The following is a 25,080-nucleotide window of genomic DNA, read 5'->3' on the forward strand; positions in this document are numbered from 1 at the left end:
GATCAAACAAAGTCCTTTAGAGATTGATGTCCACATAGGTTGTCCACTCCTGCTCGTTGCCATGTTTACCTGAACCCGGAGCATAGGGGAATCGTGGGGAATGCTCATCCAGGGTTCGCATTTGATAACGCATACCGACCTGACTGACAGTACGATCCACGCGAAATGGTTCCAGGCCATAGGCGATAGAGATCTGCCCTTGGAAGGGGAAGGTCAGGTTAAAGTCACGATAGTAATCATAAGGTCCCCAATCATTCCATTTGGTCATCAATTGACCCTGCAGACGCTGCCAGCGCAAAGTGCTGCCGAGGCCATAGCGCCGAATCAAACGGGGACTGTCACCGTTGGCTTGACCCGTGCCGCCATAGATTTGATGGATCATGCGAAGCTCGGGCGAGAGCACCTGCACGGCACGAAACACGGCATCCCAAAGATCAGCCGCCGGTGGAGCCGAGGCAAAGGCGAAGACGGTGCCATCACCCAGAACACCCAGATTGCTGTCACGGCTGGTGGGGAAACGACGATAGATCAAATCCAGACTGGCTGCAAAAGGCGCGGATTCCCGATCATCATTATCCCAGGCAAAAAACCAGTTGTCCGGTGTGGGATCATAGACAAAGAGCAGCTCCGCTCCGAGCATTTCGCGGTTATCGAGCACCGCAAAGGTATCGTTCAAAAGATTGCGCGGCCGCAGCCCCGGGACATAGGTGCCCGTGGCATTATCAAATTGATCCGTATTCAGGATCGGGTCATGGGGAATCGGTCCCACCAGCGGCTTTTGATAGATCACCTGCGGTGCCACGGCAAAGGCTCCCGAGCCTGCGGAAAAGCCTGCGGCCACATTATATTGGTTGCCGCGTTCCGAAGGCTTGAGCGACCATTTGGAGAGGACGATGGAACTGTCGGGGCCTCCGTTGGCCACGAGTCCGCGATAAGCGCCCTGAATATACCACGGGACGCGTCCCCCGCTTTCAATCAGACGGAATTTACCCGCCAGGGTATCGATGGATTTGATCTGCGCATTTTCCGTGACCTTGTAGTTCGAACCGTTGAATCCTGTGCCATCCGTTTTTTCGGTGCTCACGTAACGATCGCCGATCCGTTCACGGCCCGCCACCAAAAGCCCCCACTCACTTTTCAGGCCGAAAAATCCTGTTTTAAAGCTGATGCTCGACTTCGCGGCCCGTCCACCCGGATCGGCGGCCACGCTGCTCGTGGTCACGGCCTGCTGTTCGCCGAAGGCCTGCTGATGCATGATCGTATAGTGAAGATCCTGGAACTGGCCGCTGTACTTCACGATCGCCATGGGCTTGGCACCCCAGTAGATTTGTGGGCCAAAGGCAACCTTCCAGCCTTCCAGATGGGCTTTGCCAGTAAAAACAAAACCGTTCGGCGCATCGGAATTATAGCGATCGATGCCCGCCATATCGTAGGTTTCCTGATAGAGACCAAAAAAGTCGCCTTCATCGGCCCAGTGACCATGAGGCGCGCGATAGAAGCCCTCCAGCAGGAAGGCATCCTCATTCCATTGAAACTGCGCGCGATGGAGCTTCACCCTTTCGCCGTCACTCAACGTTACGGTTTTGCCATCCTCGCCTTTGACCTGGATGGGCACGCCGCGATTTTCATAGAAGATCTCATCCATCTTGTTCCGCGCCACATGACCGAGCACATGGATGGCCGCGCTAGCCTCGAGGCGCGGATCAGGTCTCCAGCCCCATTCCATGGTCACCGATTCCATATGATCCTGGGGTGCCCAGCCTTCCCTTTGAGTCTTGTTGGTATTGCGGCCGGAGCTTTGGATCGACTCCATGCGAAGGCTGGCGCTCTTCAGATAGATTTTTTCGAGGTCCGCCAGCCGTCCTGAGGCACGCAACGCTTCCGACTGCGGCTCATAATTCCGTGGTTCCAGGCTGGCGATACGTTTTTCCCAGCTGCTGCGCTCGGTGGAGACCGGGTTGATGGCAAAGATATCCTGCAGAAGGAAATAGGCCGGGCGTGGCGTCAGTTGATAGCGGCCACGGGCATCATTTTTGCTCTTGGCCATGATGCCAAACCATTCCTCGTTCATGTTGTTCGAGCCTTCCTGATAGTCAAAGCGGTAGGCATCGTTCGACCAGGACGCGGTCTGATCATGAAGCGCCAGATTTTCCGTCTGCTTGTACTTCCACCATTCATCGGACCATTGGAACACAAAGCCGCCCACGGCATTGCCGGCCTGCCCCTGGCCATAGCTGTTCTGATAGATATCGAGCCACTGGCTTTTCAGGTATTCCGCCTGCGCGAGGCCATCCTCACGACCGGTCCGGGCATTGAAGGCATCCGCACCGAATTCGCTAAAAAACACCGGTTTTCCCAGCTCCGCTTTCACGCGAGTGAAAAGATCCGTGGCGGTTTTCCCGCGATAAACGTTGGTGCCGAGCAGATCCATGGCCGGAACCTGCTTTGCAATCAGTTCCAGATACTGAAGGTCACCGTTACAAATGGAAACGAGGTGCTCCGGATCCGCGGCCTTGATCGCAGCCGTGATCTCACCAAAAAGACTATAAAGGTGTCGGGCCTTGGCGATTTCCTGCTCGCCTTTGGGCAGGTTTTCAATCTCGCTCGACGTCCAGGTCAGGCCGTAATTGTTTTCATTGCCGAGCATCCAGAACAGGATGCCGGGCGTATTCCGATAGCGCTCCACCATGGCCAGCACATCTTTTTTGATGGCCTCCCGCACCCGCGGCTCGGAATAATCCACCGGCGATTGCATGACGCCATCCACCATAAAGCCATAGCGACCCATGAGATGGTTCATCACCGTGTGAATGCCATAGGTTTCATAAATGTAAGCCACCCAGCGCGGCGGAATCATCGCAAACTGCCGAATCGCATTCACGCCCATGTTTTTCAAAAGAGGCATTTCCGCATCCAGCACCGCGCGAATATCCGCATCGGATCGCGCCCAGAAATCATAGGCGTAGTTTTCACCAACCGGGATGGATCCCCAGTTGACGCCTTTGATGATAAAGGCCTGACCCTCGCGCAGCAGCCTCGCGCCTTTGTCATCCTTTTCGATGGTAAAGCGCGGTGTGGCGGCGAACAGTGTCGGCATAACAAATAAAGCGCAAAATAAGACGAAAGACTTCATGGGATGACCCTTGTCTGGATCAGATCGCGGTACCAAAGGGCACTATCTTTAGGCAGACGTTCCTGTGTTTCATAGTTGACCCAAACCATGCCGAAACGTTTTTGATAGCCATAGGCCCATTCAAAATTGTCAAAGAGCGACCAAAGGAAATAACCTTTGAGGTTGACACCCTGGTCCAACGCTTCCTGCATGGCACGGGCATGTTTCTGGAGATATCGAACCCGCCGTTCGTCCCGAATGCGACCCTGCGCATCCGGAGCATCATCATAGGCGGCTCCGTTTTCCGTAATGTAAAGAGACCGGGGCTGGTATTCCATTTGCAGCCGCACGAGCAGGTCGCGGAGTCCTTCCGGGCTGACCTCCCAGTCCATATCCGTAAGATCAGTGGGATCCTGGGTCAGGCGACGTGGCATTTGACCTGGCGCGTTCTCTTCACCGCGGATGATGGCTCGCGAATAGTAATTGATACCGAGGAAGTCCATATCCTGTTTCATAAGGTCCAGGTCCCCGTTGCGCATGAAATCCAGAGCCCCGCACTCGGCTTCCACCTCGGGCACCATATCGATCGGCAGACAGCCTTTGAGAACCTGATCCAGATACCAGCGATTGAAACTTCCATCAAAGGCGCGGGTGGCCTCACGATCCACAGCCGAATCCGAGGCCGGATACGCCGGTGTCAGATTCAAGGTGATGCCCGCTTTGATATCTGATCGCACGCTCCGGATCGCCTGCATCGCCATTCCATGCGAGAGCAGGACATGATGCGCGGCGATCCAGCCTGAGCGTGGATCCTTCATACCCGGCGCATGTTCGCCCCGCCGATAGCCGAGCATCGCCACACACCAGGGTTCATTGTGGGTGATCCAATGCTTCACCCGATCCCCGAGGCGCTCCACCATTTTCTGAGCGTAGTCTGCGAAATGCCGTGTGGTATCGCGATGCAGCCAGCCGCCTTGATGACCAAGGCAGGCTGGCAAATCCCAATGGTAAAGGGTAACCCAGGGTTCAATATTTTTTTCCAAAAGCTCATCAACCAGCTGCTCATAGAAAGCCATGCCCTTCTCATGGACCTTGCCGAAACCCTCGGGCAGGACCCGCGGCCAGGCTATGGAAAAGCGATAGGCTTCCAGCCCCAGATTCTTCATCAGGGCCACATCATCGCGAAAGCGGAAATAATGTTCGCAGGCCCGCCGCCCATCACTGCCATCCGCAATGGTGCCCTCCTCCTGGCAAAACTGATCCCAGATCGAGGGGGAGCGTCCATCGACATCAGTCGCGCCTTCGATTTGAAACGACGAGGTCGCGGCACCAAAAAGAAAATCCTTTGGAAATGGTTTTTTGCTCATGAGAGTCTTCTTTCCAGCCTTGGGTTTCGTATGGCATCCAGGAGCAGCGCAGTATAGGGGTCCTGGGGATTCGTAATCACAGCTTCCGTCGTTCCACTTTCCACGATCACGCCACGGTTCAAGACGATCAGCCGATCGGTGAGATAGCGTGCGCTGGCCAGATCATGCGTGATCAGGAGCAGAGCGAGTCCCTGCTCACGCCGCAGACGCGCGAGAAGATTCAATATGTCCATGCGAATGGAAACATCGAGCATCGACGTGGGTTCATCCGCCACGATCAGTTTGGGATTCACAGCCAGCGCGCGGGCGATCGCCACTCTTTGCCTTTGACCACCCGACAGCGCATAGGGATAGGCCCGGGCCATGCGTTCCACCGGCGTGAGACCCACCATGTGCAAAAGATCATGAATGCGCGATTCCAGTTCCCCGCGCGTGACCAGTCCATGCCTCAGGAGGGGACGCGCCAGGTGATAGGCCACATCATGTGCAGGATTCAGCGAGGCAAAGGGATCCTGAAAAATCATCTGCACGAGGGAACGATACGCAAACGAGGCGCCGCGCGGCTCCGCCTGGAACATCTCGCAACCATTGAGCCAAAGTTCACCTCTGTCAGCTTTTTCGAGTCGCAGAATGATGCGGCCCAGGGTACTCTTGCCACAGCCGGAAGCACCAACCAGCCCGACAATCTCACCGCGGTCTATATGGAGTGATACGTCCCGCAGTGCGTGGACAGGCTCCTTACGGCGTATGAGCCCGGTCGAACGATAGCTTTTCGTGATCTTGCTGAGACGCAGAAGCTCCATGACGGGTCTCTCCTGGCTTTGTCAACCGTCGAACAATTTGTTTGAAACCACTACTAATACCCTCAAATCCCGAAATCAAGTTCTGAATGACAACAAAATACACAACCAGGCCCGGACTTTTGTGGATTCGCCCGGTAATGTCTTATTTCCTAGGGTTTTGCCCCATGCAGCTGCCTCTGCGTGCGTTCAAATTCCGAAACTCCAGAATGGCCGCATGACCCATATTCAAAAAAGGTAAGCTGGATAAGGTCTGGAAAGCGCTTGCAGTCGTGACCAATTAGTTTGTTATAAGTACAATCAACAACAGACTCGCATGGAGGATAACATGCAAAACTGGATTCGCGCCCTGCTGCTTGGCAGCTGGTCTTTGCTCGCCTGCAGTTGCACGGACTCGGCTTCAACGTCCGCCCGGTCCGCGGCCGCTGGGCCTCTGCCCCCACCTTCCTCGTCCCTCGTGAGCTTCCAGGAAATATTTTTGGGTGCCCCGCGTGCGGAAACGGTTCGCGCCATTTCCTACTCGGCCTATCGCCCGGGACAGGCTCCGGGCCAATCCGAACCGACGGCAGCGCAGATCAGTGAGGATCTCAAACTGTTGAGTCGGCATTGGAATGTGATTCGGCTCTATGGCAGCGGCTCATTGAGTGCCAGGATTCTCGAAGTCATTGCCAGGGAAAAACTGCCGTTACGGGTGATGCTCGGCGCCTGGCTGCAGGCCGAGGTGAGCAATCCCGGCTGCCCCTGGGGCGGTATTTATTCGGAAGCTGAACTCGCGCAGAATCGTGAGGAAAACCGGGCTGAAGTCGATCGCGCCATCACGCTGGCGAAGACCTGGCCTGGGATTGTCAGTTCCATCAGCGTGGGCAATGAAATCCTGGTGGACTGGACGGACCATCTGGTGCCGGAGGACTCTGTCATCCATTATGTGAAGCGGGTGAAGGCTGCCGTGCCCACCGCCGTGACGGTGGCTGACAACTATGTGCCCTTTCAAAGGGGTCATGACGAACTGGTCAAGCTTTTGGATTTCATCACCATCCATACCTATCCCATCTGGGAGAACAAAAACATTGACGTCGCTCTTGATTACGCGCGGCAAAACTATGAAGCCGTGCGCCAGCGCCATCCGGAAAAACCGATCGCCATCGGGGAAACGGGCTGGACCACGGTCACCAATGGAATCGGCATTCCCACGTCATTCGCCAATGAACTCGCGCAACAGCGCTATTTCAAAGAGATGAGCGCCTGGAGTGAAAGCCAGGGCATTCCTGTGTTTTTCTTTGAAGCCTTTGATGAGGACTGGAAGGGAGGACCAGATCCGGCGGAACCTGAAAAACATTGGGGCCTTTTCACCACGGATCGTCGACCGAAATTGGCCGTCCGGGAGCTTTTTTCTGATTTGATTCCGTAATTTGATTCAGGGCAAACATAAGGGGGTAAAACTGATGAAACACTTTTGTTGGGGAGGGCTTCTGCTGCTGGCCTTATGGGACACATGGGCCCAGGCCGCAGCCATAACCGAAGCCTCGATTCGGCCGCGGCGTCGGCATGAAAACGACATGGATTTTTCGAAGTACAATCCCTTCTACTGGGAAGGGCGTCAGGCGTCCTTCAAAGTCGAGGACTTCACGCCGGATGGAGAAAACCGTCTGCGCTTCACCTTCTACACGGAATGGCCGCAGGACGCCATACCCACCCGCGGGCCGGATTTCTCGGCCGTTTATATCGGCAATCCCAATGCCCCGAGCGAAACCGAACGCAGCAAATTCGCACTGAACGTGCGCATGAAACATGTCAGCGACTACCGGGTTTTTACCGCGGAACTTGGACCTGGGGAATTTGCGGCATTTCGGGATCGGCTGAAGGTGGGGTCGGTGGTGACCTTTGAATTCCGCTTTTTCATGAACGAAAGTTTCGGACCCTGGCAGAAACAGAAGATGGCGAATGTCCATAATATTTCCGCCTACTATTCGGAGTTCTTTCGCATCCGCATTGGCTCATCCGGTCTTTTGATCGATGATCCGGATCGTTCCGATATCGTGCCCGCCGCCCTGCGTTATGCGGGAGGCGGCACGACCATTCCCACCGTCCGCGTGGAACCCTGGAAGGCGCTGCAGCAGCAGGCCTTTAACATAAAGCCGGCGCATTCGCAGGACTTTATGTTCGGTCGCACCTGGTTTCACACCGATATGGCCAACGGTCAGCACACGCGGGATGATTCCGATGACAAGCCTTCACCCTTTTTTGAAGAGGATCGCCAGGAACGGGCCGGCTTTGCATCCACCGCCTACAATGTGCGCAGCTGCAGCAGCTGTCATGTGAATAACGGTGGATCGCTCCTGCCTCCGGACGGCGAGGACATTCATCATACCGTGGTGAAGACTTTCGACAAAACTTCCGGGGCTGCCCATGCGAGGATTGGGCAGCAGCTGCAAACCTCGGGGCCGGATCGTGAGGGTTCGCTTACGGTGTCGAACTGGGAAACCCGTGTGGTGCGACTCGACGATGGAACGGAGGTGGTCCTGAAAAAACCGCGTTTTCATGTCGACAGCACTCTGGCTGATGATCGCATGGCCCTCTCTCCCCGCCGTCCTCTCTCCATGATCGGTCTCGGTCTTTTGGAAGCCATTCCGGAGTCCACACTCCGCGACCTGGCCGCGCAAAACAAAGGCATTCTGCGTACTTTCAACGGCAAGGCCGGGCGCTTTGGTTGGAAGGCGGATCGTGTGAGCCTGCTCGATCAGATCGCGGAAGCGTTGCGCAGTGATATGGGCGTCCTCAGTCGCCATCGTGGAACCCTCGACTGCACCGGGCCTTGTCAGAGCGGAAAAGGTCCCTTGCCGGATCAGGCTTTGGCTTCCCTCGAAACCTATGTCGCTCTCCTCGGTGTGCCGCCGCGCATGCGTCCCCTGGATCCCGCCGTTCAACGCGGGGAGAAAATCTTCGACCGTCTCAACTGCGGCAGCTGCCACGTCAAAGCCTTGAAAACAGGCCCGAGCCGGTTCCCTGAACTCGCTCATCAAAACATTCAACCCTTCACCGACCTGCTTTTGCATGATATGGGTCCGGACCTCGCCGACGGGATGCCAGGAGACATCGGCCGTCTTTGGCGAACGGCGCCGCTCTGGGGCCTGAAGAACGTCCGTCATGCCACCGACTCACACGTCAGTGAATTTCCACCCGGGAATATTTCGCTGCAGTGGAAGGATGCGCATCGGGCCGCGGATGGCAACCGCGTGCAGTGGCTCCACGATGGTCGGGCGGAGAGTCTGATGGAAGCCATCCTCTGGCATGGAGGGGAGGCCTCCGCTTCGGTCAGAGCTTACAAGGCATTGAACGCGAATGAGCGCAAGGATCTTGAAGCGTTTCTCTTCGATCTCTAAACAGGAAAGCGCCTCTCCCTGCAAAGGGATGAGGCGCGATCACTCTTGAAATCGATTACTTCAGTTCAGCAGCCAGATCTTCCTCGGAAAAGCCTTCGAACTCTTCCGCATCCACCTGCTTCGACTCATCAATCTGCACGGCTTCACCTTGAGCAAAGGCAGCGTCATAGCATGATTCCTGGCTCAACTCAGCCCAGCTTTCCGTGCAAGCGGACATATCCGCATCACCCGAGGACTCGGTACCGAGTTCAATATCTTCGGTTCCGGTGCAGTCCCAGGCATCAGCCGGAAACTCATCAGGCGTAAAGTCGGCACCGAGGAAGCCCGGTACGGATTCAGGCTTTAAAGCCACCTTCCCATCATCGCCGAATGCTTCAGGATAATCGGCTGGGTCCACGACGTAGCTTTTGCCGTCAAAGAAGGACTCGTTACTGAAGGTCATGGGTTGACTTTCAAAGGTCATTGAACCTTTGGCAATCACAGAACCAAAGTCCTCGTCAAAGGCACCGATGGAAGCGAATGATGACTCGCCCTGCCCCATATTGCCGGTAAAGGACGCGAGCGCTTTGCTGACGCCAGTGTCCGCAAGCGACAGGGAAAGCAGGCGACGAGCCGAGAAGCTCTGATCCCCTTGAGACACGTCGATCAATTCCTTAATTGTGACCGACGTACGGTCCGCATCGGTGTACTTATTATCGAAGTTCATCGCCCGATGAAACGTCATACCGCTGAGGGACTGTTTCATCACCACAGTTCCCTTCGAAACTCCTTCCTTGGCACCGGAAACCGAAATCATCTGAGACAGGACCTTGTCCTGGCACATATAAACGGTAATCTTGCCTGCTGTGGAGTTATCAATCCATACCTGAATGGAAGTGGGCATTTCGAAATCCTGGAGGCGCAGACCAGGGGGTGTGAAATCTCCAGGACCGCTGCCGCCGGGACCGCTGCCGCCGGGACCACTGCCGGGATCGCCGCCGGGACCGCTGCCGGGATCGCCGCCGGGACCGCCAGACATGGAAGACAGGTCGATATTATATTTTTTGCCAAAAGTAATATTGGGGTCATTTTCAATAAAACAGAACTGGCTTTTCACCATCGCGATGTTGGAAAGGGCCTCGCGCATTTGATCACGGAGTTGGCAGGCCTCGAACGACTTTTGACCTGCCAGGCGCAGGCCGGCCGCTGTCCCATTGCCTTTTACGGAGTCAGGCAGAGTAATAGCGAGCACACCCGTCAAAGACAGATCTTTCAAGCTCGTGACTTCGGCGGAGACGGTTTCTGTGCCGGTTCCTGTTGCCGTCGCATCATTGCTTGAGCCGCTGTCGCTGCCACAGCCAAAGAGGAGAGAGATCCCAACGATTGAAAAACACGCTAATTTTATGCTCATAATTATTCCCACTTACGTTTTTCGTAACAGACTCCAAAGTCTTCGGTCCTTGTTCATAGGTCCTGAAACTTTTTTACTGCTCATCAAAATACACCGCGGAAATTATGAGCTTCCCTTTGCGAATTTCTCGGAATTCGTTCAAAGGGGCTATCGAACTTTACGAATACCTCGGAAAAAGATTTGAAATTCTGCCCATCCCGTACGAAAGTGGTACAGGCATTCCGAGTTCGATAAGGACTTTATTCCGCAGTAAACTTCTTGGTGACTTCGGTATCAACTATGGATGAATGGATCTTTTTTACCTCAATGGAAGACCCTTCCAGAGGCATTTCAACTGCCTCAATCCCTTCAACTGACAGCCTTGCCTCGACCCTCCGCAAAGTGTCAGTATTGACCTGAACAGATGGAAGCTTTTCAAGACTGAAAGCCGCGGATACGAGGTTCATGAGTGCTTTGGAGGAACCGCTACCACCGCCAATGGAAACGCCTGCGAGCGCCGCTTTTTCTGCCGTCATGATGAGAACAAAAGTGAGGAATATTTTCATATCTTTTCAGCTCCCTTGATCACATTATGCAGCATGCCGAACGCCACTAGCACATCGCCCCTGTTTTCCGGGTTCGATGCGATCGCATGTACTTCCTTCCCTGTGCGCTCCATGATGCGGTAAACATCCTTCGTCGCTTCTGGCGTAAGAGATTCCCAGCCTGCATTCGCGTATGACGCAAAGGGAATAGAGTCCCCTTTTCTGCTGCACGATCTTACAATAAGCGTAAGGAGTCTTCGCCCTTGGTGAAGGGAAATACCTCCTATATCCTTCTCCAGATATAGCCTACCGTCTATTTCCGTGAGCACGCCTGAGGCCTCGATATCATCAAAGTATTCGGCGGAGACATCACCGAATAATGTAACGACTTCCTCGCGCGTCGTACCCTGCCTGGAGCTGGAGAGCATGATTATAGCTGAATGCTCTTCGGAAAGAATGAAGTCGATGATGTCGTCAGAGTCGTTTGCCGGGTAGTAAACATCGAGAACTGCTTTCTCAAGCTTTGGAAAGTAGGCGCGGATGAACTCGCTTAGCCGGCCAGGGCTCATGACAAAGGATGCAATCGGGAGAACGATCTCCTGCGTTTGCTCAACCGTTCCCTCAGCTGCGCGCCTCACGGATGAGTAGCTAATGGAGGTCAGGCGCGCGAGCATCCTGAGACTCCTATTGGGCTTGGCCTCCAGCCACTCCCGGATCGATTGGGCCAGGATTTCCTGCATATTTTGTCCCCATCTTTGGTTCGCCGCGGATCACGGTTCGGTTCTTTTTGAGCGCAGTTTGTTCGCTTGTCAACCCGTTCTCGATTGCATGCGAGTGGCCTTAAGGATTAAAACCTAACTGAATTGCAGAGATCGCTCTTTTTTTTGGTTATATCAAGGCTTTCAGGCTGCAAGCCATTTGGATTTATCTTTTTGTTTTTACGTCTGTTTCACTTGGCTTCGGGGGAGGGGGTGGTGAAGAACGAATCGCGTAGAAATCTGGCTGCACTTCTTCTCGCCATCGCATATATCTGTGCCGGTCCCCTGATGAGTTCGCTGTCGATGCCGCCGCTGCGCATGCTCTTCGATGGAATTGCCGCTCTCAGCATTCTGATTCTTCTCAAGGACCGGAGACACGAACCCGTGCCCTTAAGCCCGCCGTGGGCCATTCTCTTCATCCTTGGTGGCATCATGATCGCCACCATTCTCACAGGCGCATGGGTTGAACTCGTGACTGTCGCGGAACCCGCACAGGAGGCTGTTATCGCGACGGGAAAGATCCCGCCAATTGAGGCGCGATCATCTCTGCAAAATCTTTCTGTGTTGGTCCTCGGACCAACAGTTGAGGAAATCATCTATCGCCTCGCCATTCTCGGAGGGCTGTCGCACCTGATTGGCAAGGCCCCTGCGCTTATCATCTCAGCCATGGTTTTCGCTGCGGTGCATGCGGATGTGTATCCTGTCGCCATCCTCGTGCCCATGTTTATCATGGGGATTCTGCTCGGAATAACATTTTTCCTTCTCGGTCTGCCGTGGGCCATCGTCACGCACATGTTCAATAACATGCGTCCCCTCATCCTTGAAAGCAATGCCCTGACTGTGGTTGTCGCCGTATTCTCGATCTGGGGCATGTGGGTTTTCTTGTCCCGAACCATTCGACTTCGGAGAAGTGTCTTCGGAGGCTGGTAATATTGGAGACATTTCAATGCAGAAATCCATAGCACTCATGATGATACTCGCAGCGCCTGCGCTTTATGCGCAGGAGACATCCAGCGAAACCGTTGTGGTCACGGGCTCCAGACTCCCGTACACAGCTCCAGGACCCATTGCCGATACCGGCGGTGGCCCGAACCCTGACATACCATGCGCCGAGCCCAATTGCGGTCAAGACCCTGAAGATCCGAGCGGGGGCGGCTATCTCACTCAAGCGCAGAAAAACCAGGACAATAAGCGCGCCCAGGAAAAGGCTAAGAATGACTCAAGGCTTAAAGCGGCTGTACAGGCCACCACGGACCTTCTCGCAGCTCTTAAAAAGTGGTTTGCCAGCAAGGGGATTGAGCTCGGAATCGGCGCGGAATCGTACGAAAGAACCATTTATCCGAACGGCGTGAAGAAGGAAAAGGGCTGGTGTGCATCGGCTCACGGAACCTACGGCGCTCCGAATCCAAACTATAAGGACCCATGTGTTGAAGTCGATGGACAGCCTGAGGTTGTAAAGAGGGTCGATGGCACCCTGGAAAATCAGGTGCGCCTCACATATACCGTCTATGAGCAGTGTTATTTCGACAGGACCTGTGGACCGAAATCCTATTCCTTCGTTGCCGGATCTCCAGAAGAGCTGGACTGGCTCATGCAGCCGCTTCTTCAGTGACACGACAAAGCCGGGGCACCCCCGGCTTGATAAAAAACCCCCGTCCAACCCGAAAAATGAATGCCGAGCCCAGACCGGTTTATGCAGATTTCAAGCATATTGAACGAAATTCTTGGCGAAAATCGTTCCAAGTAATTCAAGTACTTCGCACCATTTTCAACCAACAAATGCTTAGGCGGCCCACTGGCCGCCCGCTATGAAACCGTCAGGCATCCGCCCGCACACTATCCGCCGTCGCCGAGTACGTAATTTTCGGAAACCTCTCCTTCAAAAACTTCAAACGCCAGAGGTCTTCCAAAAGTATGGCCTTCTGCTCATGCTGATCCAAACACAGCACATGCGCCTGCGCCCGCGCAAACTCCTCCATCGCCTTCGGATCATCACAGAAAACCCAGCGCGCTGCCCCATAGGGCAAGCGGGTAAAATTCACCTTCACCCCGTATTCATGCTGAATCCGATACTGCACCACATCAAACTGCAACACACCGACCACACCAAGAATTTGCTCCGTCCCATAAATCGGCCGGAACACCTGCACCGCACCTTCCTCGGAAAGTTGATCCAGCGCCTTATAAAGCTGCTTTGACTTCATCGGATCCGCCAGCGTCACCCGACAGAAATGCTCCGGCGCGAACACGGGCACGCCGGTATAATGGAGCGACTCACCCTCGGTCAGCGTATCACCGATCTTAAAAACCCCGGGATCATGAATACCCACGATATCCCCGGCAAACGCCTCATCCACAAGACTTCTATCCTGTGCCATAAACTGCGTCGGACGGCCGAGACGATGCTCCTTGCCGAGACGCACGATATGCGCCTTCATCCCACGCTGGAAGTAACCCGAGCAAATTCGGATAAAGGCCACGCGATCGCGGTGATTCGGATCCATGTTCGCTTGAATCTTAAAGATAAAACCGGAGAACTTCTCCTCATTCGGCTGCACCACGCGCTCCTGCGCGGCACGCGGCAGAGGCGCCGGGGCGGTCTGGATGAGCGCTTCCAGCAGAGGCTCCAAACCAAAGTTATTCAAAGCCGAACCAAAGAATACCGGCGCCAGTTTCCCCGCGCGGTAACGTTCAAGGTCAAATTCCTCTCCCGCTCCATCCAGCAGTTCGATCTCCGTCCGCAGCTGCTCGGCCAGCTCCGGCCCCAGCTCCTGCACGACTTCCGGAGCATCCAGCGTCAGACCTTTCAAAGGCACAGGGCGGGAACGCTCCGCATCCTTTTCATAGATCAAAAGCTGATTGTGAATTCGATGATAAACCCCGCGGAAGGTCGGCCCCATGCCGATCGGCCAGGTGACCGGCGTCACCGCAATGCCGAGCGTCGTTTCAATTTCCTCAAGCAGGGCAAAGGGCTCACGACCTTCACGGTCCATTTTATTGATAAACGCCATGATCGGCGTATTCCGCGCGGCGCAGACCTCGAACAGCTTTTTGGTCTGCTCTTCCACACCGTTCGCGGCATCCATCAGCATCAGCGCGCTGTCGACGGCGGTCAGAGTCCGGTAGGTATCCTCCGAGAAGTCCTGGTGACCCGGGGTATCGATCAGGTTCATTTCACAGTCCTGATACGGAAACTTCATCACCGAACTCGTGACCGAAATCCCACGCTGCTTCTCCAGTTCCATCCAGTCGGAGGTCGCGAACTTTTTGGAGCGCTTGGCTTTGACCGATCCAGCCATATTGATAGCTCCGCCGTAAAGGAGGAGCTTCTCTGTCATCGTCGTTTTACCGGCGTCAGGGTGGGATATGATAGCAAAGGTTCGCCGGCGGGCGATTTCCTGTTCCAGCTGTTTCTGATTCACAAAAACCTCGGCAAGCGGGTGATTCACCTCATGGTGCGAAACAGCAACTTTTAGCGCAAACTGGCGTGCAAAGCAAGGGCGGCAACCGCGACCCATGGACGATTTCAGCGAATTTTTCCGCGGAACAGCTCTTCCCTTGCGATAGGGATGGTGCTAGTATCCGCCCTTAAATCGAAACCCGCCTACGGCAAAGATAACTATATGAAGATATGAACAGCTCTCAAAAGGACCCCTCTAGCATAAGGAAGGTCACTATGACTGATATAAGCCGAACCTTCAAAATCGGTTTAGCCTACGACGATGTCCTGCTCGTGCCGCAACATTCCGAAATCCTTCCCCACGAAGCCAAGCTCGAAACTCAATTCACGCGCCATCTCAAGCTTAAAATCCCCCTCGTCTCTGCCGCCATGGATACTGTCACCGAAGCCAAAGCCGCCATTATTATGGCCCAGGCCGGTGGAATCGGCATCATCCATAAGAATCTGAGCGTCGAGGATCAGGCCGAGGAAGTGCGCCTTGTGAAGAAGAGTGAATCGGGCATCGTCAAGGATCCAGTGACTGTGTCGCCGGATGCCACCATCGGTGATGTGACCCTGATTATGAAGCGGGAAAAGTTCTCCGGCTTTCCGGTCGTCGAAAACGGTCGTCTGGTTGGTATAATTACCGGCCGCGATCTGCGCTTTGAACGCAATCCCAAGCGCCTCGTCCGTGAAGTCATGACGCAGGATGTCATCACCTGCAGCAAGAACACAACGCCGGATGAAGCGGTTGAAATTCTGCATAAGCACCGCATTGAAAAACTCCCGGTGCTCGACAGCGACAAAACTCTGATTGGCATGTATACGGTCAAGGATATCATCAAGTCCAAGACCTTCCCCAATGCCTCCAAGGACAGCTCCGGCCGTCTTCTGGTCGGCGCCGCAGTCGGTGCCGGTGGGGATTACCTGGAACGCGCGGAAGCCTTGATTAAAGCCGGTGTGGACGTCATCATCGTCGATACCGCGCATGGACATTCGCAGGGCGTGATCAACGCCGTCCGGCATCTTCGGGAACGATTTCCCGGCGGCAGCTTCGATGTCATCGCTGGCAACGTCGCCACACCCGCGGCCGTGCGCGCTTTGGTCGAAGCCGGCGCCGACGCGGTTAAGATCGGGATCGGACCCGGCAGCATCTGTACCACGCGGATCGTCGCCGGTATCGGCGTACCGCAGTTCACTGCCGTTCTCGATTGCGCGGCGGAAGGCCGTAAACTCGGTGTGCCCGTAATCGCCGATGGCGGCATCAAATTCAGCGGGGACATCGTCAAGGCACTCGCCGCCGGTGCCCAGACAGTGATGATCGGCTCCCTCTTTGCAGGAACCGATGAGGCTCCCGGTGAACTCATCATCTATCAGGGCAAGAGCTATAAACAATACCGCGGCATGGGCAGTCTCGGCGCCATGCGCAAAGGCAGTCGCGATCGTTATTTCCAAGGCGATGTCGACGATCCCGGCAAGCTCGTGCCGGAAGGTATCGAAGGCCGTATTCCCTATCGCGGCACGCTCTCCGATACCATCTATCAGCTCCTCGGCGGCATCCGCTCCGCGATGGGTTACTGCGGTGCCAAAACCATCGCCGACCTGCATGAAAGGGCCGACTTCGTACAGATCACCTCAGCCGGTCTGCGCGAAAGCCACGTTCACGACGTTTACATAACGCGGGAAGCGCCCAACTATAAACTTGATTGAAAGAAGGCCACCGATGCAACACAGCATGCAAAGACCTGTCAATGAAGGTATTTTGATTCTCGATTACGGTTCGCAGTATACGCTCCTGATCACACGGCGTCTGCGGGAACTGGGCGTCTATGCTGAAGTCATCGACGGCACCCGTTCTGCGCCTCTCGAGGATTTTCATTACCATGGCATCATCCTCTCCGGCGGTCCGGATACGGTGACCGAGGAGGGCGCCCGCACCATGCCCGCCTGGGTGAAAAGCAGCAACAAACCCGTGCTCGGCATCTGCTACGGTATGCAGCTGATGGCCGGTGTGTCCGGCGGAAAACTTCGCAGTGGAACGCAGAGGGAATACGGTCGCGCTCAGTTGAAACTGGAACTGGATCATGTGCCCTCTTATGCCACCAGCTTGAAAAAACTTCCGGCGGTGCAAACCGTCTGGATGAGCCACGGCGATGATGTCGAGGGCAGCAGCGGCATATTCGAAGTGCTCGGCCGCACCGAAGATGGTGTGGTGGCGGTGATGGCTCATAAGGAACGCCCCTGGATTGGGCTGCAGTTCCACCCCGAGGTCCAGCATTCCGAGCACGGTGCGGAACTCCTTAAAATATTCATCAGTGACATTTGCAAGGCTCCCTTGAACTGGGACGCCGGTTGCATGATGGAATCCTCGCTGGCCAAAATCCGCGAAAACGTAGGGAACGGCAAGGTTCTGATGGCCGTCTCCGGTGGTGTGGATTCCACCGTCGCGGCCGTGCTTTTGACCCGCGCCCTGGGCTTTGAGCAGGTCCATGCGATCTTTGTCGACCACGGCCTTCTCCGCAAGGATGAAGCCAAATGGGTGCAGAATGAATTCGCGCGACTCGGCGTGCATCTCACCGCTCTGGATCGCAGCCAGGAATTTTACGCGGCCCTGAAAGGGGTCAGTGATCCCGAACAAAAGCGTAAGATCATCGGCCGCAAATTTATCGAGGTCTTCGAGTCCTTCGCCAAATCACAAACCGGCTTCACACATCTCGGCCAGGGAACCCTTTACCCTGACGTGATCGAATCCGCCGGTCACGGGTCCGGCGCCAAGGTCATCAAGAGTCACCACAACGTCGGTGGTCTTCCCGAAAAACTCCACCTCGAACTCTGCGAGCCTTTCCGTTACCTCTTCAAGGACGAGGTCCGCGCTATCGGCCGTCAGCTCGGAATTCCCGAGCAGCTGGTCGATCGCCATCCCTTCCCTGGTCCCGGTCTGGCCGTGCGTATTCTCGGAGAAATCGAACCGGAAAGCGTACGCATTCTGCAGGAAGCCGATGCGATCTTTATCAACAGGCTGCGCGAGGAAAACCTCTATCACGCCGTCTGGCAGGCCTTCGCGGTCCTGCTGCCCGTTAAATCGGTCGGCGTGATGGGTGACAATCGCACCTATCAAAAGACCTGCGCCTTGCGCGCAGTTACGGCCTCTGACGGCATGACCGCGGGTGTCGGCGACCTGCCGATCAGTTTCCTCGTGCGTGTGTCAGATGAAATCGTGCGAAAGGTGAACGGCATCAATCGTGTTGTCTACGATGTCACGACCAAGCCGCCTGCCACGATTGAGTGGGAATAAACTTCAGGGTCCATCACAGCGGATGTAAGAGTAATGACTAATGCTCCTGCATCCGTACTCGCCTTCCTTCGGACTCGTCATCAGCCCCCGCGTTCCATTGGCGAACACCACAATACAGGTCTTGTACTTGTTGCACCGCACCACCCGTTCGATTTTGAGCGCAGGCGGACGCTGGGCTTTCATCTGTTGGAATTGATCACAGCCAACAGAAAGCAGGGCGATCAGAATGAAAAAAAATCCAAGCATGGGTGCCTCAATGGTCCCTGGATAGAAGTGACCTGATATTCTTATCGGCGCGGGATGATCTTATTCAATCGGACGATTGCTAAAAATCCAAATTCTTTAATTAACATATTGATATTATTTAATAATATAAACCGTTTTTTATGAAAATTTTTCTCATCTTAGGAAATTCCACAAAATGCCGAAGGCAGGATCGTGGAGTTGAAGGCATGAAACGATCCCTATTCATCATCTTTTGTATCATCAGTTCCTTCAGCAGTTGCAAGTGTCAAAAAGATTCCAACCCATCGGATGACACGCTCGACACTGCTGTGGATCTGACACCTGCCGTGATGCGTCTCACGCCGGAGCAAATTTCCAATCAAATCAAACAGGCCCTTGAGCTGGATCTCGGCTGGACGGATCCGGACGGTCGCTTTCACGACCTGATTGTGGAGGCCTATGGGGTCCCCCTGGGTGGTATTGATTTCGTCAGCGCGCATAAACGAGATCCGATACCCAAGGTGCAGACGCTCCTTCTCGTTCGCCGCATCGCCTATGATGTGGCCGCGGCTGTGGTCTGGCGCGAAGCCAAACCGGATGCCACGGGCCCCATATTATTTCAGCATTGCCAGCTGACCGAGGATTATCCAGGTGACGATGAAGACAAAAACGAACGCTGGATGACCCAGCTCGAGGATTTCTACTGGCGTCTCTATGGGCGTCCGCCAACGGAAACGGAAAAATCCCTGGTCCGTGCCACCGCGATCGAAATCATGCAGCGCGAGCAATGGCCGCCGACGGTCTGGACCCTGACGCTCTATGCCCTGCTGTCTGCTCAGGAGTTTTGGACGATATGAAGATCACAAGACGCGAGCTCCTCCAAAAAACACTGAAGGCTCTGACCTGGAGTCAGCTGCCCTTATCCTCTTTGATGCTTGCGGAGAACAGCCTGACGGCGGATCCGAAACACCGTTTTCTTCATATCTTTCTGCGCGGCGGCTGGGATTCAGCACTCGCGACGGATCCTGCGATCGGCAGCAAGGCATCCAGCGCCGTCTACAACAGCGCCTATCAAGGCCTGAATTCCTTTACCGTCTCTGCCAAGAACAATCTCATCGGCGGCTGGGGTCTGGAGCCCTTGCGTCAGGCGCTGGCCTCCGTACCTACGGCCTTTGTTAACGGGCTTTTCACGGAAGTCACCGCGCATGAACTGGCCCAGAACTACATGTATTCCGGAGTTCTGAGTCTCTCCCGAAGCCGTGAATATGCCTCCCTCGCAGCTCTGATGGGAGCAGCCTCAGGAACCTTCCCGGCGCATGTGGTCCTCGGCGGTCCCATTCCCCTGGGCGACAGCAAACTCACCCATCCGCCGCTGCAGGCCCAGAGTGGTTCCGGGCTCTCCGATATGCTGCGCGGCCCTTACAATGAGTGGGTGAAGACGTCCACCTTTGAGCCTGTGCATCAACTGATCAAGGAGCTCGACGCTCTGCAAAAGACTCAACAGAATACCCAGGCCCAGGCGGCGATGTCCGGATGGGAAAGTGCAGCCGGACAGCTCGATCAACTTTATGCGAGCGGTGTGGGACAAAAGTTAATCCTCGATCCTGCGATCAAATCGCGTTACGGCGTCACCGAGGATTGGAGTGCAGAGACTCTTATACCAAGTGCGTTCCTGACCTTGGCCGCCGGCCTTTCCCCATATGTGACCCTCAGCATCGACGGTTTTGATACCCACTCCAATCACTTCGCTCAGCATGTCCCTCTCATGCGCCAGGTGGCAGCGCAGCTGGCCACACTGATCAGCGATCTGCTGGCCACCGAGGATGGGCTGCAGCCTGGTTCGTCTCTCATGGATAACACAACGATTCTCATCAATTCGGAATTTGTCCGAACGCCCGGCTTGAACGCGGGATCCGGCACGGACCATTGGCCATCCGCGTCCGCCATCCTTCTCGGAAAGGGTGTTCAGGACAATACCGTGATCGGCCGCACGGATGACAATGCCCAGGCTCTGGGCTGGGTCAATGGCGCTCCCGCGCCGCGCACAACGGAAACCCAAATCACCCCGGAGCATCTCGTGGCGACTCTGCTCGATCACATGGGTTTTACGGTCCTTGCCAACCAAATCAGTGGAGGACGGATCCTTGGTCTCCTTGGTTAAATGGCTGCTCCTTCTGGTCAGCACCACAGCCCTGAGTGGTCCACGCGAGGACCTCCGCACCCTGCGTTATATGTCCCAGATTTTGCGCGATCGCCCTCCCACGCGCGCTGAGGCCGAGGCAGTCTATCAAGCGGAAAAAACCGTGGAGGAGCTGCGCGAGGAGTGGCTGTCCAGTCCCGCGCATCAGGAGAGGGTCGCGCGATATTTTGCCGATCTGCTCGGCGCTCCCGGCTATTTCTTTGTCAACGATGATGCCTATTTCCTCGAGCAAAACAGTGAAGGCATCTGGTACAGCCCCACCAAGGGTGACTGCACATCCGCCAATGCTGTTACCAGCAGCGCCTGGTGGTTGAACGCGGAGGAAACGCTTTCGATCTGTGCGAATATTGTCAGCACACAGCTGTCCGTGACCATCAACAGCACCTACTACGGCTGCACCTGGGCCGATGGCTTTCTCCGCGAGGGTTGCGGCTGCGGACCGGAACAGATCCTCTGTTATCCCAAATCCCTGCGCCCGGGTCTCATGCAGGACCTTTCCCAGGAATTCAAGGATCGGGCGGCCTATGTCTACGCGAACGAGCTTTCCTGGAAGGATCTTCTTTCCACCCCGGCCCTCTATGGCAACCGTCCTCTCGCTCAATTTTATCTCGTGAACCAATACATCGTCCCCTGGCAGACGGCTCCTACAGCCAGCGAATTCGTGCGTCTCAGGCAAATTCCGATGACGGAAAAAACCTGGTTCGAGGTGCCCGCGATCGGTGCGGAACGGTCGGGCATCGTCACCAGTCCTGCTTTCATGCGGCGCTTCAACAATCCCCGTTCGCGCATTCGGGCTTTGACCGATGCGCTTCTTTGCCATGATGTGGACGGCAGTCTCAATACGAGCAGCATCAGCACGCTCGTCAATCCTGACACCAATGCGCTCGGGCAATCCATCGTCACAAGGCCTGAATGTGCAACTTGCCATTACGGAATGGACAACCTCGCCTCCACTCTATTCGGCTGGAACGATCAGGGCATCTATGAACGCTGGCCTCAACAGCTTTCTCAAGCCGGTCATGCCTTTGGTCTCGACATCACGGGGCCTGGCGCCTTAATGGAAAGCTATATCGAACGCGGTCCCGGTTTTGCCGACTGCATGAGCAAGCGGGCCTGGGAGGATTTTTCCGGTCGACCCTGGTCCGCGCTGTCCAGCGAAGAGCAGGCCAACTTCCTGACAGCAGCCAGCCAATCACCCTATGCCCTGCTGCACGAAATTTTCCAATCGCCCGCTCTCCTCAATGCCCGCGGTGCTTCCTCTGTCTCCACGGACACAACGTCCTATGACTTTGCTCAGGACATCAATCCGATTCTCGAACGCAGCTGCGCCGGCAGCAGCTGTCACAACCAGGACAGCTCACTCGGCGCACAGTATCGATTTATCGGTGATGAGGCGGCCTTTAAGAAAGCTCCGGTCGGACGGCTGCAGGATGGTTCCATGCCACCGGCCTCCTCAGGCCTCACGCTGCCGGATGCCGAGCGGATTCAACTCATCCACTTTCTCCAGCAGAATGGATAAATAGAGCCCGCCCCCTGGCCAGGATTACATGCAACCTTGCAAACGCTACAGAAAGTTGGCACAATCAGCATTCAAAGTCCCCCAATTAAGGAGAATCTGAATGCGGTGCGTTCAAGGATCAAAGATTGGTTTGTGCCTCGTCCTGGGTTTGGGTCTTGCCGGCAATGCCTGGGCGAAGCGTAACTACGGTATGGCCGGCTGCGGCTTGGGCTCGCAGCTGATGGGGCCCAGTGGAGGCCAGATTTCGGCAGCGACGACCAACCAATCCAGCTACTCCCAGGCCTTTGGCATCTCGTCGGGAACGTCCAACTGTCTGCCTTCGAAGGACATGGCCACTGTCATGAAGCAGGAACAGTTCCTCGCGGCCAACCTCAATACCCTGCAAAAGGAAATGGCCCAAGGCAGTGGTGCAACCCTGAACGCCTTCGCTGATCTCCTCGGCTGTCCTGCCAACGTCCAGAAGGAAGCCATTGATACGCTGGCCAAGGGTTATGAGACCATCTTCAAGGCTCCCGGCATTGAAGGCGTCCTCGACACGGCCAAGGACGAGTTAAAGAAACGCGAAGTCCTGAAAAAAGAGTGCGCGATCGTTGGCTGAACCCGGATCTTTCATCAACCCTGAATCATTGAGGCCTTCATGAAACATATTCTAGTCGGTTCGTGTCTGGTATTGTTTGCAACAGGACTTATGGCTGCAGAAAAGGGTCCTAAATACGGAATGGCCGGTTGCGGCCTGGGTGCCCTGGTCATCGACCGTAATGAACTCCTGCCCCAGGTGGGCGCATGGTTCCTGAACGGCATCGCTTCGAATCAGACCTATGGCATGACCTCGGGCACCAGCAACTGCGTGCAGGGTCGTTCGGATGTCGCCGCCATGGAACAGGAGGTCTACATGACAGCGAATCTGAGCTCGCTCTCGAAAGAAGCCGCGCAGGGTTCGGGTGAGCATCTGAATGCTCTCGCTGAAGTTCTCGGCTGTCAGGAAGAAGACAAGGTCCGTCTGGGTGAATTGAGCCAGAATCACTACTCGGAACTGTTTGCGAATCAGGAGCCGGAAGCCGTTCTGCAACGCTACCTGACTGTGGTGAACGCTGATCCCCAGCTCGCAAAATCCTGCACAAAGGCCGGCTAATATCTCATGCAAGTTTCTGTTCTCTACACAAGTTTCATAGCGTTGATACTCGTGGTGAGCGCCCCCCTGCCCGGGGCGGCGCTTTCCGAACTTTACACACAAAAGGCCCAAAGCCAGGGACTCGCTGACGAGGAGGCCTGGAAGCGGATCCTTTTCTACGAAAATCATAGTCTGGTGCGCGGAGCCCATGGCCTGATTGATGATCCCACGTTCTACCTGTCGCTGGATGGAAAGGATGATCCTTTTCAGGAACTGAGTGCGACCCTGCAAGGATTCTTTCAGGAGCAGAAGGGGCCCGAACTGGAGACGCATGCCCTTTGCCGCTTCCCTGCGCGACGCCTGTTTCTGGAAAACAGACTGGACGGTCTCCGAAGCGACCTGCCCCAGGTGCAATGTCCACGCTTTGAGGAATGGTGGAAGGACCGGCAGTATGAATCCGTATCCCTGGTCTTCTCCTCCTTCTATCCGGACAATCCGGCCTCGATGTTCGGCCATATCTTCCTCCGCCTCCATCGTTCGAAAGCCGGAACGAGTTCCGACCTCCTGGACGATTCGATTAACTTTGCAGCCTTCACCGATACGAACAATCCTCTCCTGTATAATCTCAAAGGGGCTTTCGGTTTCTTTCCGGGACGATTCAGCCTCATGCCCTACTATATGAAAATCCAGGAATACAATAATCTCGAGAGCCGCGATCTCTGGGAATATCCTTTGAAGGCATCCCAGGATCAAATCAAACAGATGCTTCTGAGTCTCTGGGAATTTGGACCCCATTTTGCCAACTATTACTACTTTGACGACAACTGCTCCTATGTGATGCTCAAGCTTCTCGAAACAGCCGACCTCAGCTGGAATTTCTCATCGCGGATGCGGGTCTGGGCGACGCCCAGTTCCTGTTTGAAGGCCGTGGTGGATCAGTCGGAGGTGATCCTGGAAACAAACTTTCGTCCGTCCGCTCTGAGCCGTTACCAGGAACGATATGACCAATTGAATGCAAGCGAGCAGGAGCGATTCGCTGAGTTGGTTGGTTCACAAACGCCATCGGAAACCCGGGAATCATCGACACGCATCCTCGATTCGGTCCTGGAATACATCGACTTCCAGGAGAAGCTGGCCGGCACGCAGGCCCCTGTACGCTATGCTTCCCTGCGCAACAACCTCCTTTTGCAGCGCAGCCAAACGAGGCAGGCGCCCGAGTCTCTCACACGACTGCCCCAGGATCGCGACCCACGGCAGGCCGTTCCCGAATCCTGGCTGATGCTGAGCGGTGCGGATCGAGGCGCCGATCCTTTCATGCGTCTGAGCTGGCAACCTGTTCTGCATGATCTTCTGGGTGAAAACCGAGGCTATGCCGATGACATGCAGCTGCAGATCATGCCGATGAGTTTTTCCTTCGATCCGGAGTCGCAGGTGGTGGCATTGGACCGACTCGATGTTTTAAATGTGATCTCGGTGCAGCCATACAATAGACTCCTGCAGCCGCGCAGCTGGATGTTTCAGTTGGGCTATGATAGGCAGGTCCTTTGTCAAAGCGAAACCCAAACGTTCTGCCCTGAAACGCGGGTCGGCTATAGCCGCGGTGCGGCACTGACTTTGGGCCGGGGATCGCACGCCCCGCTGGGCGCTGGCTTCCTCTCTCTGGCGACGGGTGCCGAGAGTGCTGATGATCAGACGAATGGCTTCATCCAGGCCGGACCTGAGTTTCTTGTCCATGGAACGACACCGTGGTCGCAGGCTTATACCCTGCGCAGCCTCGTGGCACGGCGCTGGAACACGGATGGATACGCGGACTGGTACCTGAAGAGCGAATTGCAGGGCAGCATGCGTTTGGCCAGGCTGCAGCAGGTCCGTTTCCACACGAGCTGGGAACAGAAAAAATCGGATCAATCCAGGCTGCAGCGTGATATCCAGATAGGGATCTTGCAGCATTTTTAGGGGC

20 protein-coding genes are annotated in these 25,080 nt (G+C 55.4%); 12 read left to right on the plus strand and 8 right to left on the minus strand.

What is annotated here, in order from left to right; genetic code table 11:
• Positions 1 to 16: 16 nt before the first annotated feature.
• From OLTU_RS28490 to OLTU_RS28500, 3 genes are read right to left on the minus strand one after another with little or no spacing between them, the layout of a single operon-like run.
• The gene (locus OLTU_RS28490) at positions 17 to 3,097 is read right to left on the minus strand and encodes a glycoside hydrolase family 2 TIM barrel-domain containing protein (RefSeq protein WP_218110339.1); all 3,081 of its coding nucleotides are present in this window, start codon (positions 3,095 to 3,097) and stop codon (positions 17 to 19) included.
• Positions 3,098 to 3,129: 32 nt separating this feature from the next.
• A complete protein-coding gene (locus OLTU_RS28495; protein WP_141736123.1) occupies positions 3,130 to 4,479 on the minus strand; it encodes a GH1 family beta-glucosidase in 1,350 nt (449 codons plus the stop codon).
• Positions 4,476 to 5,282 carry an ABC transporter ATP-binding protein gene (locus OLTU_RS28500; RefSeq protein WP_141736124.1) on the minus strand — a complete coding sequence of 269 codons (807 nt, stop codon included), beginning with the start codon at positions 5,280 to 5,282 and terminating at the stop codon, positions 4,476 to 4,478. Before OLTU_RS28500 ends, OLTU_RS28495 begins: the two co-directional genes overlap by 4 nt.
• 325 nt (positions 5,283 to 5,607) lie before the next feature.
• Between OLTU_RS28500 and OLTU_RS28505 the strand changes: the two genes are divergently transcribed.
• Both OLTU_RS28505 and OLTU_RS28510 read left to right on the plus strand, forming a co-directional pair.
• Positions 5,608 to 6,687, plus strand: coding sequence for a glycosyl hydrolase family 17 protein (locus OLTU_RS28505; RefSeq protein WP_141736125.1), 1,080 nt, complete (start codon positions 5,608 to 5,610; stop codon positions 6,685 to 6,687).
• 34 nt (positions 6,688 to 6,721) lie between these two features.
• Positions 6,722 to 8,659: a di-heme oxidoredictase family protein gene (locus OLTU_RS28510; protein ID WP_141736126.1), complete on the plus strand. Its 1,938-nt coding sequence runs from the start codon at positions 6,722 to 6,724 to the stop codon at positions 8,657 to 8,659.
• A gap of 55 nt (positions 8,660 to 8,714) precedes the next feature.
• Here the strand turns inward: OLTU_RS28510 and OLTU_RS32160 are convergent, their stop codons facing one another.
• The 3 genes from OLTU_RS32160 to OLTU_RS28530 all read right to left on the minus strand — a co-directional run bounded on the left by OLTU_RS32160 (position 8,715) and on the right by OLTU_RS28530 (position 11,313).
• A complete protein-coding gene (locus tag OLTU_RS32160; RefSeq protein ID WP_176737052.1) occupies positions 8,715 to 10,049 on the minus strand; it encodes a hypothetical protein in 1,335 nt (444 codons plus the stop codon).
• Positions 10,050 to 10,288: 239 nt separating this feature from the next.
• The gene (locus tag OLTU_RS28525; protein WP_141736129.1) at positions 10,289 to 10,594 is read right to left on the minus strand and encodes a hypothetical protein; all 306 of its coding nucleotides are present in this window, start codon (positions 10,592 to 10,594) and stop codon (positions 10,289 to 10,291) included.
• On the minus strand, positions 10,591 to 11,313 hold the full coding sequence (locus tag OLTU_RS28530) for a hypothetical protein (protein WP_141736130.1): 723 nt from the start codon (positions 11,311 to 11,313) through the stop codon (positions 10,591 to 10,593). The genes OLTU_RS28525 and OLTU_RS28530 overlap by 4 nt, the downstream gene beginning before the upstream one ends.
• Positions 11,314 to 11,547: 234 nt before the next feature.
• Between OLTU_RS28530 and OLTU_RS28535 the strand changes: the two genes are divergently transcribed.
• The gene (locus OLTU_RS28535) at positions 11,548 to 12,261 is read left to right on the plus strand and encodes a CPBP family intramembrane glutamic endopeptidase (RefSeq protein ID WP_141736131.1); all 714 of its coding nucleotides are present in this window, start codon (positions 11,548 to 11,550) and stop codon (positions 12,259 to 12,261) included.
• 37 nt (positions 12,262 to 12,298) lie between these two features.
• On the plus strand, positions 12,299 to 12,943 hold the full coding sequence (locus OLTU_RS28540; protein ID WP_218110340.1) for a hypothetical protein: 645 nt from the start codon (positions 12,299 to 12,301) through the stop codon (positions 12,941 to 12,943).
• Positions 12,944 to 13,148: 205 nt separating this feature from the next.
• Here the strand turns inward: OLTU_RS28540 and OLTU_RS28545 are convergent, their stop codons facing one another.
• Positions 13,149 to 14,753, minus strand: a complete 1,605-nt coding sequence (locus OLTU_RS28545; RefSeq protein ID WP_245676842.1) for a peptide chain release factor 3 — start codon at positions 14,751 to 14,753, stop codon at positions 13,149 to 13,151.
• 254 nt (positions 14,754 to 15,007) lie between these two features.
• Here OLTU_RS28545 and guaB point away from each other — a divergent pair, with 254 nt between their 5' ends.
• Both guaB and guaA read left to right on the plus strand, forming a co-directional pair.
• Positions 15,008 to 16,480, plus strand: coding sequence for an IMP dehydrogenase (gene guaB, locus OLTU_RS28550; protein ID WP_141736134.1), 1,473 nt, complete (start codon positions 15,008 to 15,010; stop codon positions 16,478 to 16,480).
• A gap of 13 nt (positions 16,481 to 16,493) precedes the next feature.
• Positions 16,494 to 18,065, plus strand: a complete 1,572-nt coding sequence (gene guaA / locus OLTU_RS28555; protein ID WP_218110341.1) for a glutamine-hydrolyzing GMP synthase — start codon at positions 16,494 to 16,496, stop codon at positions 18,063 to 18,065.
• A gap of 3 nt (positions 18,066 to 18,068) precedes the next feature.
• Here guaA and OLTU_RS28560 read toward each other — a convergent pair whose 3' ends face one another.
• Positions 18,069 to 18,311, minus strand: a complete 243-nt coding sequence (locus OLTU_RS28560; RefSeq protein ID WP_141736135.1) for a hypothetical protein — start codon at positions 18,309 to 18,311, stop codon at positions 18,069 to 18,071.
• A gap of 206 nt (positions 18,312 to 18,517) precedes the next feature.
• On the opposite strand from OLTU_RS28560, the gene OLTU_RS28565 reads away from it, so the two are divergent.
• From OLTU_RS28565 to OLTU_RS28590, 6 genes are all read left to right on the plus strand, one after another.
• Positions 18,518 to 19,147: a hypothetical protein gene (locus OLTU_RS28565; RefSeq protein WP_141736136.1), complete on the plus strand. Its 630-nt coding sequence runs from the start codon at positions 18,518 to 18,520 to the stop codon at positions 19,145 to 19,147.
• Positions 19,144 to 20,451, plus strand: coding sequence for a DUF1501 domain-containing protein (locus OLTU_RS28570; protein WP_176737053.1), 1,308 nt, complete (start codon positions 19,144 to 19,146; stop codon positions 20,449 to 20,451). The genes OLTU_RS28565 and OLTU_RS28570 overlap by 4 nt, the downstream gene beginning before the upstream one ends.
• Positions 20,444 to 22,009 carry a hypothetical protein gene (locus OLTU_RS28575; RefSeq protein ID WP_218110342.1) on the plus strand — a complete coding sequence of 522 codons (1,566 nt, stop codon included), beginning with the start codon at positions 20,444 to 20,446 and terminating at the stop codon, positions 22,007 to 22,009. The genes OLTU_RS28570 and OLTU_RS28575 overlap by 8 nt, the downstream gene beginning before the upstream one ends.
• A gap of 100 nt (positions 22,010 to 22,109) precedes the next feature.
• The gene (locus OLTU_RS28580; RefSeq protein WP_141736139.1) at positions 22,110 to 22,607 is read left to right on the plus strand and encodes a DUF3015 family protein; all 498 of its coding nucleotides are present in this window, start codon (positions 22,110 to 22,112) and stop codon (positions 22,605 to 22,607) included.
• A 39-nt stretch (positions 22,608 to 22,646) separates the two neighbouring features.
• Positions 22,647 to 23,141 carry a DUF3015 family protein gene (locus tag OLTU_RS28585; RefSeq protein ID WP_141736140.1) on the plus strand — a complete coding sequence of 165 codons (495 nt, stop codon included), beginning with the start codon at positions 22,647 to 22,649 and terminating at the stop codon, positions 23,139 to 23,141.
• 6 nt (positions 23,142 to 23,147) lie between these two features.
• Positions 23,148 to 25,076 (plus strand): Lnb N-terminal periplasmic domain-containing protein, encoded by a 1,929-nt coding sequence (locus OLTU_RS28590; RefSeq protein WP_141736141.1) that lies wholly within the window; start codon positions 23,148 to 23,150, stop codon positions 25,074 to 25,076.
• Positions 25,077 to 25,080: the final 4 nt, after the last annotated feature.

It is taken from the genome of Oligoflexus tunisiensis, assembly GCF_001748245.1.
Classification (GTDB): Bacteria; Bdellovibrionota_B; Oligoflexia; order Oligoflexales; family Oligoflexaceae; genus Oligoflexus; species Oligoflexus tunisiensis.